16 protein-coding genes are annotated in these 15,568 nt (G+C 61.8%); 7 read left to right on the forward strand and 9 right to left on the reverse strand.

Going from position 1 to position 15,568, the window contains the following annotated elements:
• Nucleotides 1–76: 76 nt before the first annotated feature.
• The 4 genes from DWU99_RS17495 to DWU99_RS17510 form a co-directional block, all read right to left on the reverse strand.
• Nucleotides 77–730, reverse strand: a complete 654-nt coding sequence (locus DWU99_RS17495; RefSeq protein ID WP_115479364.1) for a glutathione S-transferase family protein — start codon at nucleotides 728–730, stop codon at nucleotides 77–79.
• A 25-nt stretch (nucleotides 731–755) separates the two neighbouring features.
• Nucleotides 756–1,160 carry a GFA family protein gene (locus tag DWU99_RS17500; protein WP_115479365.1) on the reverse strand — a complete coding sequence of 135 codons (405 nt, stop codon included), beginning with the start codon at nucleotides 1,158–1,160 and terminating at the stop codon, nucleotides 756–758.
• Nucleotides 1,161–1,221: 61 nt separating this feature from the next.
• Nucleotides 1,222–1,506: a hypothetical protein gene (locus DWU99_RS17505; RefSeq protein WP_115479366.1), complete on the reverse strand. Its 285-nt coding sequence runs from the start codon at nucleotides 1,504–1,506 to the stop codon at nucleotides 1,222–1,224.
• A gap of 10 nt (nucleotides 1,507–1,516) precedes the next feature.
• Entirely contained in the window at nucleotides 1,517–2,137 is a 621-nt protein-coding gene (locus tag DWU99_RS17510; RefSeq protein WP_115479367.1) for a DJ-1/PfpI family protein, read from the reverse strand.
• Between the two features lie 150 nt (nucleotides 2,138–2,287).
• Here DWU99_RS17510 and DWU99_RS17515 point away from each other — a divergent pair, with 150 nt between their 5' ends.
• The 5 genes from DWU99_RS17515 (at nucleotide 2,288) to DWU99_RS17535 (ending at nucleotide 6,908) form a co-directional block, all read left to right on the forward strand.
• The gene (locus tag DWU99_RS17515; RefSeq protein WP_115479368.1) at nucleotides 2,288–3,304 is read left to right on the forward strand and encodes a class 1 fructose-bisphosphatase; all 1,017 of its coding nucleotides are present in this window, start codon (nucleotides 2,288–2,290) and stop codon (nucleotides 3,302–3,304) included.
• Between the two features lie 226 nt (nucleotides 3,305–3,530).
• Nucleotides 3,531–3,815, forward strand: coding sequence for a hypothetical protein (locus DWU99_RS17520; protein ID WP_115479369.1), 285 nt, complete (start codon nucleotides 3,531–3,533; stop codon nucleotides 3,813–3,815).
• A 104-nt stretch (nucleotides 3,816–3,919) separates the two neighbouring features.
• On the forward strand, nucleotides 3,920–4,627 hold the full coding sequence (locus tag DWU99_RS17525) for a hypothetical protein (RefSeq protein ID WP_147292960.1): 708 nt from the start codon (nucleotides 3,920–3,922) through the stop codon (nucleotides 4,625–4,627).
• A 50-nt stretch (nucleotides 4,628–4,677) separates the two neighbouring features.
• Nucleotides 4,678–5,877, forward strand: a complete 1,200-nt coding sequence (locus DWU99_RS17530) for an AAA family ATPase (RefSeq protein ID WP_199535847.1) — start codon at nucleotides 4,678–4,680, stop codon at nucleotides 5,875–5,877.
• Complete coding sequence (locus tag DWU99_RS17535) at nucleotides 5,874–6,908, forward strand: hypothetical protein (RefSeq protein WP_147292961.1); 1,035 nt, start codon at nucleotides 5,874–5,876, stop codon at nucleotides 6,906–6,908. The genes DWU99_RS17530 and DWU99_RS17535 overlap by 4 nt, the downstream gene beginning before the upstream one ends.
• A gap of 51 nt (nucleotides 6,909–6,959) precedes the next feature.
• On the opposite strand, the gene DWU99_RS17540 is transcribed toward DWU99_RS17535, so the two are convergent.
• A complete protein-coding gene (locus tag DWU99_RS17540) occupies nucleotides 6,960–7,841 on the reverse strand; it encodes a 2OG-Fe(II) oxygenase (RefSeq protein ID WP_115479372.1) in 882 nt (293 codons plus the stop codon).
• Nucleotides 7,842–7,998: 157 nt separating this feature from the next.
• Nucleotides 7,999–10,056, reverse strand: a complete 2,058-nt coding sequence (locus DWU99_RS17545; protein WP_115479373.1) for a M3 family metallopeptidase — start codon at nucleotides 10,054–10,056, stop codon at nucleotides 7,999–8,001.
• Between the two features lie 24 nt (nucleotides 10,057–10,080).
• Between DWU99_RS17545 and DWU99_RS21410 the strand changes: the two genes are divergently transcribed.
• Together DWU99_RS21410 and DWU99_RS17555 are read left to right on the forward strand one after the other, a co-directional pair.
• The gene (locus DWU99_RS21410) at nucleotides 10,081–11,946 is read left to right on the forward strand and encodes a patatin-like phospholipase family protein (RefSeq protein WP_325048479.1); all 1,866 of its coding nucleotides are present in this window, start codon (nucleotides 10,081–10,083) and stop codon (nucleotides 11,944–11,946) included.
• Nucleotides 11,947–11,955: 9 nt separating this feature from the next.
• Nucleotides 11,956–12,489, forward strand: coding sequence for a gamma carbonic anhydrase family protein (locus tag DWU99_RS17555; RefSeq protein ID WP_115479374.1), 534 nt, complete (start codon nucleotides 11,956–11,958; stop codon nucleotides 12,487–12,489).
• Nucleotides 12,490–12,692: 203 nt separating this feature from the next.
• Here DWU99_RS17555 and DWU99_RS17560 read toward each other — a convergent pair whose 3' ends face one another.
• The 3 genes from DWU99_RS17560 to DWU99_RS17570 all read right to left on the reverse strand — a co-directional run bounded on the left by DWU99_RS17560 (nucleotide 12,693) and on the right by DWU99_RS17570 (nucleotide 15,520).
• Entirely contained in the window at nucleotides 12,693–13,217 is a 525-nt protein-coding gene (locus DWU99_RS17560; RefSeq protein ID WP_115479375.1) for a hypothetical protein, read from the reverse strand.
• A 134-nt stretch (nucleotides 13,218–13,351) separates the two neighbouring features.
• A complete protein-coding gene (locus tag DWU99_RS17565; protein WP_115479376.1) occupies nucleotides 13,352–13,648 on the reverse strand; it encodes a hypothetical protein in 297 nt (98 codons plus the stop codon).
• 99 nt (nucleotides 13,649–13,747) lie between these two features.
• Nucleotides 13,748–15,520, reverse strand: coding sequence for a peptide-N4-asparagine amidase (locus DWU99_RS17570; RefSeq protein WP_115479377.1), 1,773 nt, complete (start codon nucleotides 15,518–15,520; stop codon nucleotides 13,748–13,750).
• Nucleotides 15,521–15,568 lie beyond the last annotated feature (48 nt).

Genomic DNA, 15,568 nt, shown 5'->3' on the forward strand with positions numbered 1-15,568 from the left:
AAGTCACGCGATGGCGTCGCGATAGGTGAGACAGGCATAAGCAAGCTGGTAACGCGCTTCATGATCGACTGACTCGTTACGCCAACGCGGCCTGCTCGGCGGCCCAATCGGCGTCCTTCGCCGCTGCGCGGCGCATCGCGGGACGGGCAAGCACACGGTCGACGTAAGCGCGAATTTGCGGCGTTTCAGGCACCAGCTTGAACGCCGTGACCCGATCCAGCGCGATGCCCCACAACACATCGGCCGCCGTGAATCGCTCACCAAGCAGATAAGGTCCCTGCGCCAGCTGCGCGTTGATCGTGTTCAGCACGTCGTCCCAGGTTCCATAGGGCGATGCCGATGGCGTTGCAGGATCGCGCTTTAGCGAACGGTCGATCATCGCGGGCTCCAGGCACGATCCGTAATAGACCAGCCAGCGCAAATAAGGACCACGCAACGGATCGCCCATCGCCGGCGCCAAACCTGCTTCGGGAAAGAGGTCGGCCAGATAGATGAACACCGCGGGTTGTTCGGCAACCAGCGCATCGCCATGGCGGATTGCCGGCACTTTGCCCATCGGATTGATCGCGCGATACGCGGGCTGACGCTGTTCGCCCGTTTTGAAATTGATCAAATGCAGTTCGTAATCGGCGTTCAGTTCTTCGAGCAATGCGAGCGTGCCGGCAGACCGGCTGTTGGGCGCATGGAAAAACATCACTTTTCGGTCGAGGTGGGCGATAGTCGAATGCATGATGATTTCCTCCGTCACGGGAAAGTCACAGGTGCCTGGTTTCGGCAGGCGCGTTCTGCCAGTTGTTGTTGCGACCGTCGCTGAAATGCATGGGCGACTCGATCAGTTCGTACGGCTCGACGTCGTCCAGACATGCCACGGCGACGGTGTAGAAGTCGCCGCCGAGCACGTCCAGGTGGCCTTTGCCAAATGGGCGCACGCCGCAATGCCTGCAGAAAAGGTGATGCATGCTGTTCGAGCCGAACTGGTAGTCGCTCAGATCCGCCTCGCCGCTGATCAGGCGAAACGCATCCGGCTTGACGATCACGCCCCACTGCCGCGTCTTGGCGCAGATCGAGCAGTTGCAACGCCCGGTGCCTTTCGCAAAATCGATATCGGTTTCGATTTTTACCGCGCCGCAATGGCAGCTTCCGTGATAAGTCTTTTGCATGGTCGTAGTCCTTGCGTGACGAGCGTTGAAACGGCAACGATGGTTTGTTTGTTCTGTGCGGTTACTTGTTTCGGTGGACGCGCGATTCGTCCATCGGCTCTGCCGGGGCTTCCTCGTTCGCGGATAGCACCGGGTGCGCGCACGCCCCGACGGCTGCCGCCGTTGCGGTAGCGATCAACACGCGCCTACGCCCGGGTTGGAAAGCAGGCGTGAGATGGATGAGCTTTTTCCCCTTCGCCGGCGGCGCTTTCTGCGGCTGCGGCGGACGGTACTGGCCATCCATCAACAGGCCGCGAAGATAAAGCGGCCGGTACGCCATCAAGACACGATTCACCAGATCTTTCATGACCCTCTCCTCAGGCTGCCTTGATCGTTTCGACGGCGACGCCGGGAAACCACGGCGGCGGAACGGCGTGCTTGAACAATCGGTACCAGTACTCGCGATCGCTGCGGCTGTAGAGATCGAGCGTGTGGATGATTTCGCGCGCGAACTCGATGCTGCCAAGATGGCTGGCCGTGATCACGCCGCCGTCGCTGACCGCCAGTACATTCGCGTCGTACTGGTCGTGGCCGGCATAGCCCGGCACTTCGCGGCGAAGCTGACCCGCCCAGTTGCCGGTGTGCCGGCAGCGGTCGATCAAGCCGGCATGCGCAACCGCCAGCACGCCCTCATCGATGGCCGCGACCGGTGCGCCGGCCGCGTGAACGCGACGGGCCATGGCGGCAACCTGATCCATCCGGGTGGGCCGCCACAGGTGGCCGCCGGGCAGGATCAGCAACGCGACGGCGTCCACATCGAGCTCATTCACGCCTTCATCCGGCAGCACCTGCAGCCCGCTCATCGACATGACCGGCTCGCGCGTGAAGCCCACGGTGCGGACCTCCCAGTCGCCCGGCCGGCGGATTTCGCTCAGCGCCAGCGCCACCTGCCAATCGGCAAAACCGTCAAAAACCAGCACATGAACCGTATTGCGCATGGATCGTCCCTCCCTTTTCGATGTTGTGAGTCTGCGCGCCGCCTACTGCCAACGTGTTGTCAGCAGAGCCTGACGACCAGTTCAGACAGGCCGCTGGCATCCGCCGGGCGGACCCGGGAAAATGGCTATCCCTTTGCCTGCACATTCGCCATGAAACCCATTTCGCTGATCCAGTTCCTGATCGAGGAACGCCGCGCCGGCCGCGTGAATGCCGAACTCTCCCTGCTGATCGAGGTGGTGGCGCGCGCCTGCAAGCGCATTGCCGTGGCCACCAACAAGGGCGCCATCGGTGGCGTGCTGGGCGAGGCGGGCACCGGCAACATCCAGGGCGAGGCGCAGAAGAAGCTGGATGTGATCTCCAACGAGATCCTGCTCGAAGCCAACGCCTGGGGCGGCCAGCTTGCGGCCTGCGCGTCGGAAGAGATGGAAGATCCACAACCGATTCCGGACATGTATCCGAAAGGCAATCACCTGTTGCTGTTCGATCCGCTGGACGGCAGCTCGAACATCGACGTGAATATTTCAGTCGGTACGATCTTCTCGGTGCTGCGTTGCCCCGATGGCATTTCCGAACCGAAGGCCGAACACTTCCTGCAGAAAGGCACCACGCAGCTCGCGGCGGGTTATGTGGTGTACGGTCCGGCCACGGTGCTGGTGCTCACCTTCGGTCACGGCACGCACGAGTTCACGCTCGATCGCGAAGTGGGCAGCTTCACGCTTAGCCGCCGCGACATCCTCATTCCGGAAGAGACCGGCGAATTCGCGATCAACATGTCCAACCAGCGCCACTGGGAACCGCCGATGCAGCGCTACATCGGCGAATTGCTGGCCGGCAAGGACGGCCCGCGCGGCAGGGACTTCAACATGCGCTGGGTCGCATCGATGGTGGCCGACGTGCATCGCATCATCACGCGTGGCGGCGTGTTCTTCTATCCGCTCGACGCGAAGATCAAGAGCAAGGGCGGCAAGCTGCGCATCATGTACGAAGCCAACCCCATGGCCTTCATCGTCGAACAGGCCGGCGGCGCGGCAACCACCGGTCGCGAGCGCATCCTCGATCTGCAGCCGACCGGCCTGCATCAGCGCGTGCCGGTGTTCCTCGGTTCGAAGAAGGAAATCGAAGTCGCCACGCATTACCACCTGGTGGCGGACGGTGCGCATGGCTGAGAGCCTGCTGTAAGTCAATCCAAACCAAAGGCGTCGATGCATGGGGCATTGATGCCTTCGGCTCTGTAAGAAAATGCGACCTAGCATCAACACTCAGGTGCCGGCGGTGGCTTGCCAGCGCAGCCGCCACTGAGCAAGATCACTGTAACAAGCAGTGGTAATGATTCGTTGTCCAAGTTGGACTTCGCGCTAAAGTTGATCCCCTCATACCCGGTTGAAAGCAAACATGGCCAACGCAAGCCAATACACCTTCAGTTTCGAAGAAGTGGTGACGTCGCTTATCAAGCAGCAGGATATCAGCGAGGGGCTTTGGGCACTTAGCTTGAATTTCAAATTTGAAGCGAAAAATGTGCGCATGGATGCGAATCGCAAGGATGTGAATCCCGGCTTCATCGGGTTTGTTCAGCACATCGGCATCGTCCGCGTGGAAAAGAGCATTCCCGGTATCACTGTGGATGCCGCCAAAGTAAATCCGAAACTGGCGCGAGGCCCGCGAACTAAACTGAATTGAGTCGAACGACTTCATCGAGAGCCTCGCCATAAAGCTTCACGACTGATGTGGGACGCCAAGGTTTCCGCATCGCAGGTTCAATCACGCAAGTCAGGGGTTGCATGATGAACGGAAAAACCAGATCGCCCCAAGCAACGACGCCTGGATCTCAAAGCAAAGGCATGCGATCGCGGACGCTTGCTGTCGTTGCGCGGTCGCTGCTGGCCACCCTTTTTTTGTCGGGCGCGATGGGGGTTGGCGCATACATGCTGTCCGACGTCGCGTCGCCTCTGGGCGACGATGTTACGCAATCAGATGCGCAAGCGCGTCTTGAAGCTTTTCACGCATTGCCGCCACTGGACCTGGTCCCCGTCGCCGCAGGCGATGTCGACAAGGCCATCCAGGGCATGCATCTGGATCCGGCGGCAGCACAGGCGTTGAGGGCCGACCTCGATGATGCAAATCCATCGCCTCAAAGCACGCCTGATTCCCAGAGCCTTTCTCCTGTACAGCAACAGGCCCCGCAACCCGCGGCAAAACCGCAGCAAACCCGGCGTCGACGGCTGGTCTGGATCACGCTATGGGATACCGATGTCGAAGACGGCGATGTCGTTCGCCTCGATAGCCAGGGTTATTCCCGCACAGTGCGCCTCACCAAGAAGGGCGATACTTTTGCCGTGCCAGTGCCTGCCGATGGGGTTATCAAGGTAACCGGCGTGAGTGATGGCGACGGTGGCGGCATTACGGTTGGACTAGCCTCGGGAAGTGAGAGGGCCATCTTCCCGATCATGAGCGAAGGGCAGGAATTGGGGCTGAAGGTGAGGATGAATTAATGCGTTGGCTCACATCCCTGGCTACGCGGCTGATGCCCGTGGCGTTCCTATTGATCGCTGCCGTATCCATCGCCCAATTCTGGTTGCAGCATGCGCCCAGCGGCAGCGCGCTGGATGGATTTGTCTCACGAACTGCCGATTTCCTGCATACGTACGCATGGTGGGAAATGGGCTTAGCCGCAGTGTTGTGGATGGTGTTTTTCATGGGGTATTTCCGCGAACGCCAACGCGTCGTGGATCCCGAGACAGATGATGGGGGCTGGATCATGGACATACTTGACCGTCTGACGAATCGTGCGGCGCTGGAAGCGAAACTCGCCGGGCAACCGGAAGCCGTTTTCATCGACGCCGAGCAACTGGCGATTACGCTTAAAAGCAAAGTCATTGGCCAGGATGGTGTTTGCGACGACATGGCAGCACAGATCCGCAGGCGATTGGCCCTGAAACAACGAGGCAAGCCCGTCGGCGTGTTTTTGCTTGCCGGGCCGCCCGGAACCGGCAAGACCTATCTGGCCAAATGCCTGAGCAATGCGTTGCAGCGCAAACTCCTGCATTTCGATATGACGCAGTTCTCGAGCGGTGGCCATGCCGCAACGCAGTTGTTCGGCTCAGCCAAGGGTTATGTCGGTTCAGATGTCTACGGGAAACTGACCGCCGGCCTGCGCGATGCACCCGATGCGGTGGTGTTACTCGACGAGATCGAAAAAGCGCACCCCGATGTGCACAAGAACTTTCTCACCGCGTGGAACGATGGTTTCGTCACCGAGGCATCGGACGGCAAACAGATTTCAACAACGCAAGCAATATTCATCCTGACCACCAATGCAGCAACGGAAGCGTTGCAGTCATTCAGTGATCTGCACGCCAACGATCCGGATGAATTGCGGCGTACATCCGCCAATGCGTTGCGTGAGTCCGGCTTCGCGCCCGAGATCATCAATCGCATCGACCGCATCTTTGTCTTCAAGCCGCTTTCGGGTCTGGACGTCGCGCGCGTCACCGCGCTTGAGATCGAGGCGATGATCAAGGGCTATGGGCTGGATGTAAGCCTTGGTGGCATCGATCCAGAACTACTCTTTGACATGATGCGCCGTCAGGGACGACTCGGTACGGCCGCTTCGGCGCGCGACCTGGTGCGTATTGCCGAAGAGTCGATCGCCGATACGCTGATTGAAGCGAAACAAAAGGGATTCACCCGCGTCGCGCTGGTCGCGGAGGGCGGCCGCGTCGTGGCGAGAGCGGAGTCATGAGTTCCATCATTCCCGAAACGCCCTTCGGCACCTTCAAACGCTTGTGGCAACGTGCGGCGGTGTGGCGTTTTTGCGGCATGTTGGCAGCCGTGCTGACTCTGATAGGTGTTCTTTCTTCCCACAAAACACCCGATAAGCCCGCCTCCCCACCTGCAGGAGTCTCCGGACAAGCTTCATACACACCGCAAACGAATGGCGATGTATCAAAGGGCGTTGTCGTTGCACCACCGCCTGCCACCGCTACTTCAACGACAGCCGGTGCAGCCAGTCAGCCGCTTGCTGCACCGAAAGTGCAAACCGCGAGCCTGTCGCTGGCTACCCCTGGCCACGCCACCAAGCCGGGCGAGCTCGATAGCGCATTAGGCGGGCGAAGCTATAGCGGCTCGGTCAACGTCGATGGTTACAAGGTGCCACTGCCTGCCGGGAACTGGGTCATTCTCTCCAGTGCCCACTACAAATCGCCTCAAGCAATGGGTGAACTCGTTTTCTTGGGACAGGTCCGGAACATGCAGCTCGTCGGCGGTGCCAGGGTTACGGCCTTGCACACGGTGAATCCGCCTGTTGCAGGGTTTCCGCCTAAGCTCAGCGGGTGCAATGGCGAAGATCGTATTGACCTGTATGCAGCTCCCGAAGCCACGGATCCCGATGGACATCAGGCCTGCTGGCTCATCAATAGTTTCTTTACGCCGCCACTGCGGCAATGGGCTGATTCGACCGTGAAAATAGACCGGCTTGATCGCGCCGTGGGAGGAGATCTCGCCGCAAAGGGTGTGAGCTATTCGCAGGATTTCCTCAGGATACGAATGACGCGAACGGAAAAGTGGGGCGTCCTTGAGGTTTCTTACCTGTTCAGTCCTGATGCCGCCGGTATCAAATCAAACGATGCAATTTCAGCCGCCGATACAGATTGGACCCGCGCAAATATCGGTCGTTACCCGGAAAAGCTCGCCTATCTTGAGAAAATGAAGCAGTGGGCTAACCAATTTTGGCCGGGCTTCAAGGCGGCTTTCAACACCGGCTCACCCAAGTAATCAACAAAAGACAGACACAGACACATCGACTGCAGAAAGCCAAACGCCTGCTTAGCCTGCTGCAGACTCCCCGTATCGCCGCTGGCGCATCCACTTTGTGACAATCCACTTTTCGCCACGCGTTACGGGCGAACCGCCGTGCAAGGTGAGGCGGTCGAGCTGGTTGTGGCTGTTGGTGTATTCGAAATAGACGGCTGAACCTTTTTTCGGCACGACTTCCAGGCCGATCTCGGGGAAGATGGTGGTGCCGCCCTCTTCGACCTCGTTCAAGTACATCACCATCGTGGACACGCGCTGGCCGCCGATGGTCATCTGCACGTGGCTGCCCGGTTCTTCCGGCGGAAAGTAGTCGAAATGCGGCTTGTATTCGCCGCCTGTCCCGTAATGCAGCACCTGCAGGCCTTCGCCGTGATCGACGGGGGAGTTCATGACTTCGGCGATGCGGCGATCGAGGCGGGCAATGAAGGGATCGGCGTTGATCTGAAAGAACGTGCCTTCGCTGCTGCGATCGGCGATCACTTCGTGCTTGCCGCTGATGGGGTCCACGGTGGTGGAGCGATGCATCTTGTCGGCGGAGCGGCGGATGAGTTCGTCGCATTCCTCGATGCTCAGCACGCCGTCGAGCACGGCGATCATCGGATGTTTCACGCGCGTGACGATGCGCACGTCGCGATCGGATGTGCGGATCAGATTGCCGGCGGGAAGGCGCGGCTTTTCGTAGACGTAACCGGCAGCAACCCTGGGCAGCGCCTCGAAGGCTGGCGCCAAGGGGGCGCTGTCGGTCATGACGCCGTTGACGGCGGCGCGCGCGAATACCGGGTCGAAGTGATTGCGCACCATGTCGTCGATCAGCGATTGCGGTGCGCAGCCGCGTGCGAGGTTTTCGCGGATCCATTTTTGCCATTCGGGCGGCAGGTGCGTGATGGCGTTCATCACAGACTCTCCAATCCACAGCGTTGTTGGTTCGGCAGTATCGCGCTACCGGCCAGCATACTGGCAGAGCTTTTTGCCCGATTGTGATCCTGTTTGGTACCCGTGTGTAAGTACGGCAAAGCGCGCTCCCCTGCTGCGCAGGGGAGGCTCGGGACGTTCAGGCGAGTCCGTGGCTGCGCAGAAGAGCGTCGGGCTCAGGTCTGCGGCCACGGAATGCGACGAAGCTTTCCAGAGCGGGACGGCTGGCGCCGACGGCCAGGATTTCGTGGCGGAAGCGCCCGCCGGTGGAAGCGTCGATCACGCTGCCGCCGTTGGCGGCGTGCTCCTCGAACGCACCGAAAGCATCCGCGCTGAGCAGCTCCGCCCACAGATAGCTGTAATAGCCGGCCGCGTAGCCACCCGCGAAAATGTGGCTGAAGGCGTGCGGAAAACGCTGCCAGGCCGGCGGATGCAATACCGCCACTTCGCTGCGCGCCTGCTCCAGGACATCCAGCGTGCGCGCACCCTTCGCCGGGTCGTACTCCAGATGCAGCAGGAAGTCGAACAGCGCGAACTCGAGCTGGCGCACCAGGAACAGACCGGCATGGAAGTGACGCGCGGCCAGCATGCGCTCGAAGAGTTCATCGGGCAGGCGTTCGCCGCTTTGCCAATGTTTGGCAAAGAGATCGAGCGCTTCGCGGTTCCAGCCGAAGTTCTCCATGAACTGGCTGGGCAGTTCCACCGCATCCCACTCCACGCCGTCGATGCCGCCGACGGAAGGCAAGGGCACTTCGGTGAGCAGGTGATGGAAACCGTGGCCGAATTCGTGGAACAGCGTCAGGACGTCGTCGTGCGTGAGCAGTGCCGGGCGTCCCTCGGTCGGCGGCGCGAAGTTGCAGGTAAGGAACGCCACCGGCAACTGCGATTGCGCGCCATCGTCGAAACGCGCGCGGCACACGTCCATCCATGCACCACCGCGTTTGCCGTTGCGCGCGTAGAGATCGATGTAGGCGCCGGCGAAGATGCGTCCATCCGCGTCGACGACGTCGTAGTAGCGAACGTCCGGATGCCAGACGTCGACGCCGTCGCGTGGACGCAGCGTGATGCCATAGAGCCGATGCACCAGACCGAACAGGCCGTCGATCACGGCGGGCAGCGGGAAGTAGGGCTTGAGCTGTTCTTCGTCCAGCGCGTATTGCTTCTGGCGCAGCTTTTCCGATGCGTACCCGACATCCCACGCTTCGAGATTGTCGAGCTTGAGTTCGTTCGATGCGAATTCGCGCAGCGTGGCGAGTTCTTTCTGCGCAACGGGCTTTGCGCGCGCAGCGAGATCGCGCAGGAACGCGAGCACGTCGTTCGGTGCGCTGGCCATCTTCGTCGCCAGCGATTCTTCCGCGGCGGTGGCGAAGCCCAGCAGCTGCGCGGCTTCATGGCGCAAGGCCATGATCTGCTCGATGCGCGCGGTGTTGTCGTATTTGCCCGCATCCGGGCCCTGGTCGGAGGCGCGGGTCTGATAGGCCCAGTAGACGCGCTCGCGCAGGCCACGGTTGTCGGCGTAGCTCATCACCGCCTGCACGCTCGGTTGCTTGAGCGTGACGAGATAACCGTCGAGCCCCTTGTCCTTGGCGTACTGGCGCAACACCGCGCGGCCGGATTCGGGAATACCGGCGATATCGCGCTCGTCGGTGATGTGCTCGTGCCAGGCGTCCGTGGCGTCGAGCACGGCGTTGGAAAATTCGGTGGACAGCTTGCTCAGTTCCACACCGATTTCGCGGAAGCGCGAACGCGCCGGTTCTTCCAGCGCGACACCCGACAACTTGAAATCGCGCAGCGCGTGTTCGACCAAGGCGCGTTGCGGACGCGACAGCGCAGAAAATCCCGGTGCATCGGCCACGGCCTGCACGGCAGCATAAAGGTCGCGGTTCTGGCCGACTTCGAGCGCGTGATCGGTGAGCTTTTCTTCGGCCGGTCCGTAGACCTTGCGCAGCGCTTCGCTGTCGGCCACCGAATGCAGATGCGATACCGGCGACCATGCGTGCGCGATGCGTTGTTCGATCCGCTCCTGCGGCAGCATCACCGACGCGAAATCGTGCTGCGCGCCCGGTACCGTCAGCGCGGCAATGCCGGCGCGGCTCTCGGCCAGCAGGGCATCGATCGCCGGGGTGACCTGATCGGGGTGGATCTGCGAAAACGCCGGGAGGGCGTCGTCGGCCAACAGGGGATTGTCGTGGCTCATGGGTACTCCTTCTGACCTGACAGGGTGCTGTCGGCACGCATCGAAATCAAGCCGGAAGACGTCACATTCGAGATCCCATGCGGGCAAGGCGGACGGCGCCATCGCCGGCGTCGTACCATCGTGCGCATGCTGCCTGCCGATGTCCCCGCCCTGATCGGTCGCATTCCGCTTTTTGCGCATCTGAACGACGCGCAACGGACTGCGCTTGCTGGCAACTTGCAGTGGATCTGCCTGCCTGGCGGGCAATACCTGATCCGCGTCGGCGAAACGGCCGAAGCCCTGTATTTGCTCCGCAGCGGAAGCCTCGGCGTCTTCGAAGGCCCCACCGATCTGATCCGCCAGATTTCCGCGGACGATTGCGTGGGCGAAATCAGCCTGCTCAGCGGCGAGGCGTTTCGTTACAACGTGCGCGCGTTGCGCGACTCGGAATTGCTGCGGCTCGATCGCGAGGTATTCGAGCATCTGATCGAACGGCATCCTCGCGCCATGCTCGACGTGGCGAGGCAGGCGATGGACCGGCTGGTTCGCCGCGAGCGCCACGTCGAGCCACCGGACAAACCGCGCACTTTCGCGATTCTGCCGGTCGACAACGGCGTGCCGGTGCGCGGCCTTGCCATGCAATTGGCGCAGGCGCTGGAATCGTTCGGCAGCTGCGCGGTGATCGACGCCAAACACGGCGCAAACCGCGGCAGCGACTGGTTCGCCGAGCGCGAGGCGAACGTGCGCTTCGTGATCTATCTGGACAGCACGGGCGATGCGTCGTGGCGCTTGCGCTGCCTGCGCCAGGCCGACGTGCTGTTGCTGCCCGCGCTGGCGGCACAGGAAGCACGACCTTGGCCGGAAGCCGCGCCGGGCCATCCCGCGCGCGTGCGGCATCGACCACGCCATCTATTGCTGATGCATGCCGCGCATCGCGTGTTGCCGGGTTCCGCGCGCCGCTGGCGCGCGCAATTCAGCGGCGAGATACAGCATCACCACATTTGCGGCGAGGGCGATATTCCGCGCATCGCGCGACTCATCAGCGGCCATGGTCGCGGCCTGGTGCTGGCGGGCGGTGGCGCGCGCGGGCTGGCGCACCTGGGTGCCTTGCGCGCGCTGCGCGAGGCCGGGCACCCATTCGATGCGATCGGCGGCACGAGTATCGGCGCGATCATCGGCGCGGGCGTCGCCAACATGTGGGACACCGACGAAATGACGCGCATCTTTTACGAAGCCTTCGTGCGCGGCAAACCGTTGTCGGACTGGACGCTGCCGTTCGTGGCGCTCACGCGCGGGCGCCGTGCGGCGATCATGCTGCGACGCGCTTTCGGCGCGCTGGACATCGAGGATCTGGAGCTGCCGTTCTTCTGCGTCTCGACCAATCTTTCCGGCCAGGGACGCGTGGTGCACAGGCATGGGCCGTTGTGGTTGTGGCTGCGCGCGACGAGTTCGATTCCCGGCATTCTGCCGCCGGTGCTGCATCACGGGCAGGTCTACGTGGACGGCGCGCTGGTCGACAACCTTCCCACCGATGTGATGGCCGAGGATGGCATCGCGCACATCACCGCAGTGGCGATTCGCGCCGACATCGAATTGCGCGCGCAGACGGAGGAGTTCGCCACGCCGCCCTGGTGGCGACTGTGGATGCGCCAGCGCCGCGGCACGGGCTGGCCCGGCATTGTTTCCACGCTGACGCGCGCGGCCATGGTCAACAGCGAGGAGACCAGCGTGCATTGCATCGAGCGCGCGGATCTCCTGATCACGCCGCCGCTGGAACATGTCGGCATGCTCGACTGGAAAGACTGGCGGTCGGCGGTGGAATCGGGTTACCGGGAAGCCATGCGTGTGCTCGAGGCGCGCGAACGCGAAGGGTCGTCGTCCGGCAACGAGAACCTTACGACCAGCGGATAGAATGCGCGCATGAACGCCATACGCAGTTACAAGGGCATCACGCCCACCCTGGGTGCCCGCGCCTATGTCGATCCGGCCGCGACCGTGATCGGCGATGTCGTGCTGGGCGACGATGTCTCGATCTGGCCCGGCGCGGTGCTGCGCGGCGACGTGCATTACATCCGCATTGGTGCGCGCAGCAATGTGCAGGACGGCACGGTCGTGCATGTGACGCACGACGGCCCTTATTCGCCCGGCGGTTTTCCCACCATCGTCGGCGAGGGCGTGACGATCGGTCATGCCGCGGTGATTCATGCGTGCACGATCGAGGATTACTGCCTGATCGGCATGCATGCCACCGTGCTCGACGGCGCCACGATCAAGAAATACGGTTTTGTCGGCGCCGGCAGCGTGGTGCCGCCCGGCAAAGTGGTCGGCGAGCGTGAGCTATGGCTGGGCAATCCGGCCCAGCGCGTGCGCCTGCTTACCGACAAGCAGATCGAACAGCTGCACTATTCCGCCGATCACTATGTGCGCTTGAAGGACGCTTACCTTGCCGGCTGAACTTTCTCCCTCCCCTGCTTGCAGGGGAGGGTTGGGGAGGGGTTAGGCAATCTTGCGTCGAGGCAGGCGCGTGCGACCCCCTCCCAGCCTCCCCCTGCAAGCAGGGGGAGGAGCAAATTCGGAATGTCGTTTATTTCTGCGTGTTGCTGCCACGCTTTCAGCAGCGCCCTGCATCAGCTGCGGTCTTGCCACGGCACTGTCGGTCAGTTGGCGCTTTGTCCACCCGCCGCTTGTTGAGCCTGAATGCGTGCAGCCTCGGCTTCGTGGCTGCGGCGCTCGATCACGCGTTGCGCGTCAAGCACGCTGCCGAGCAGCGCCAGCTTGTAGTTGTGGGGATCGTACATGCGCAGCAGCGACAACTCGCGCTGCGCCTCGTCGAGGTCGCCACCATTGATGGTGTTTTCGACGACGTCGCAGGCCGGCTTGAACATGTCGCGCAGGCGCTCCAGCGCGGTCGAATTGTTCGGATCGAGCTGGAGCACGCTGAAGTAGAACTCGTACATGTTGCTGCCCACCGGCGCGAGCAGGCGCTTTTCCTGATAGGCGCTGTCCGCCAGGCCAAGCATGATGCCCACGTCGCTGCCATCGTTGGCGGTGTGCCCCGTGGATTTGCTGCCTATCGAAGCATGCGCATACCAGAAAACGCCACCGGCAATCGCCAGCAATGCGGCGAGCGACACGAGAAGCAAACCGCGCCGGCCGGGCACGGTGGAAATGGAAGATGACATGACACCTGCACGATGACGGGGACTTCGGAAGCAACCGCCCGTACTGAAGCGTATTGCTGCTATCGCGTCAGGTTAGTCATCCAACATGTCAGCAAAATGACTCAGGCTGTCGAATATGACAGCTTCGTCATGTATCAGTGGAAGTCGCCGCCGATGATGTGGCCGTCCTTGTCCAACTGCGGAAAGAAGCGGCTGTTGTCGTAGCGGATTTCCATGGTGCTGATCATGCCCGGCAGCATCAGCACCACGCCGGGATACATCTTCTTGAACTGATCGGCGGTCGGATGCGTGGCGATGAACGACTCGAAGCCTGCCAGGTCGTTGACGCCCTTCTTGTCGACCCGTGTGCCATCCGGACGCGTGGCGTGATGGCAGCCACTGAGCGCGACAACCACGCCAAGGACGGAAAGTGCGAGCAAACGGGTACGCATCGGTAAAGACTCCGTGGAACGAAACATGCAGGGTCAGGTACCGACAAAGCTAGCATGCCGGTGCCGCCGCAGCTATCCGCGGCGGCGCCGGTTGTTCAATTACCAGCCAAGAAAGGTGTTGCCGTTGTAGGGCGAACCATCCGGATGGGTGAACCAGAACACCCGGTTTTGTCCGCCGGGGCAACCCTTGCCGCTGCTATAAGCAGTGACCGTGTCGTTGGTGGTGGTCACGCTGCTGCGGTAGCAACCGCCGAGCGAGTCATGGAACGCAAAGTCTTGCGTGTTGTATTGGCCGCTGTGGCTGGCGATCTGGAAGCTCGAGTTCAACACGAGCGTGTCGCCGGCGTTCACGTGGTTGCGCACCTCGGCGCTATAGAGCGTGAGGCCGTCCAGTCCCAGGGAGGTTTTTTGTTCGTAACCCTGGCGAACCGTGGTCAGGATGCTGATGTCGCCGCTCGTTTCGAAGGTCTCGCCCACATCCACGTGCAGCGGATAGCGGTAGTGCTCGTCGAACTGGCCGCTCAGGAAGCCATTGACGGTGCTGCGGCTGACACCATCGACCTTGGTGAGCTGGTCGCTGGTCTGGCCATAGGTGGACGAGGTGATGTTGAAACCTTGCGTATCGGCGAACGACACCGTCTGATCGACCTTCGTGTCGACGCGGCCGTGCGAGGTATTCACATAGCCTTCGATAATGAAGTGGCGGCTCAGGTCAGTGGTGATATCGCCGGTGACATTGCCCGACGAATCCTGGCTGAGCGTGCTGCCGATCGTGGGGTTCGGCGGTTGGTTGACGAGGGTGTTGCGCACCAGTGCGCCGGTCACCTGCGATGCGTGCGCATCCTGGTAGACCAGCAGCGATGCCGTGGCGGAGAAGTAGCTGTTGGCACCTTGTACGCTCAATGCGATCTGATGCGGCGAACCGTTGCTGAGCAGGCCCGCGAACGGCGTGAGGTCCACGCGATAAGGCATGAAGTTCAACGTCTGCACGCCGGGTGTCGGTTCCCACATGAACAGGTCGATGCCGCCGGTGTAGATCCACGGATAGACCGGTGCGACGCCCGCCGGTTGTCCGTCGATGCTGATTTCAGCCTCGCGGAAATTGCCGCCGCCGCATTCCTGTGTTTCCGCCGCGTATTGATTGGGCACGCAGGTGTACCAGAACTCGTCGTTGCTCTGGCTTTGCGTGAAAACATCCAGATAGGCGCGCTCGACGTTTTGCGGCAGCGTCAGCGTTGCTGCGAGCTGGCTGCTGGAATTGTTCAACGCCACCGTGCTGCCGACGGGATCGCTGCCGAGCGGATATACCGCATCGGGCACCTTCGCCGCCGGCGCAACCGCCGATGCGGGATAGAACAGCAAACGTGCGCTGCCGTGAATCACGCCGGTATATGTGCTGTTGACGATGTTGCCGATGAAGACCTGGCCCTGACCCGCGTTACGGAACAAGGCGGTGTAATCGGTAAGGTCACGCTCCACGTGCCAGCTTTGCGCTTCGGTGGGATCGGGCTCCTGCGTGGTACCGAAATAGAGGTTCACGCCGGCCAGGAAAATGGTGGCCGTGCGGTCGTACTGGATGCCCGCGGTCACCGAGAAATCGCCTTCCAGCACCACCTTGGCCCACTTCGTGCCGCAACCCGCCGGCGGCGTATAGCTGAAGGGCCGCGGGCTGTAATCGTTGAAGGTGTCATTGCTGAAAAGCTGCACCACGCAGGGCTGGCCCGGCGGGCGCGGCACTGTGGGGTCGGCCACCGTGACGTTGGTCGAACCGACTGGACTGCTGTTATCCGGCGCGGCCTGCGCCACGCCGCCAAAACACAACATGAGCCCGGCCGCAGCCAGGCAACGACTGAACTTCCCCTTCGGCAACATACGCTAACCCCCGCGAGTGGTGCCCCCTGTCCGCCCAACCTAGCACGA

Source organism: Dyella psychrodurans, assembly GCF_003363265.1.
Taxonomy (GTDB): Bacteria; Pseudomonadota; Gammaproteobacteria; order Xanthomonadales; family Rhodanobacteraceae; genus Dyella_B; species Dyella_B psychrodurans.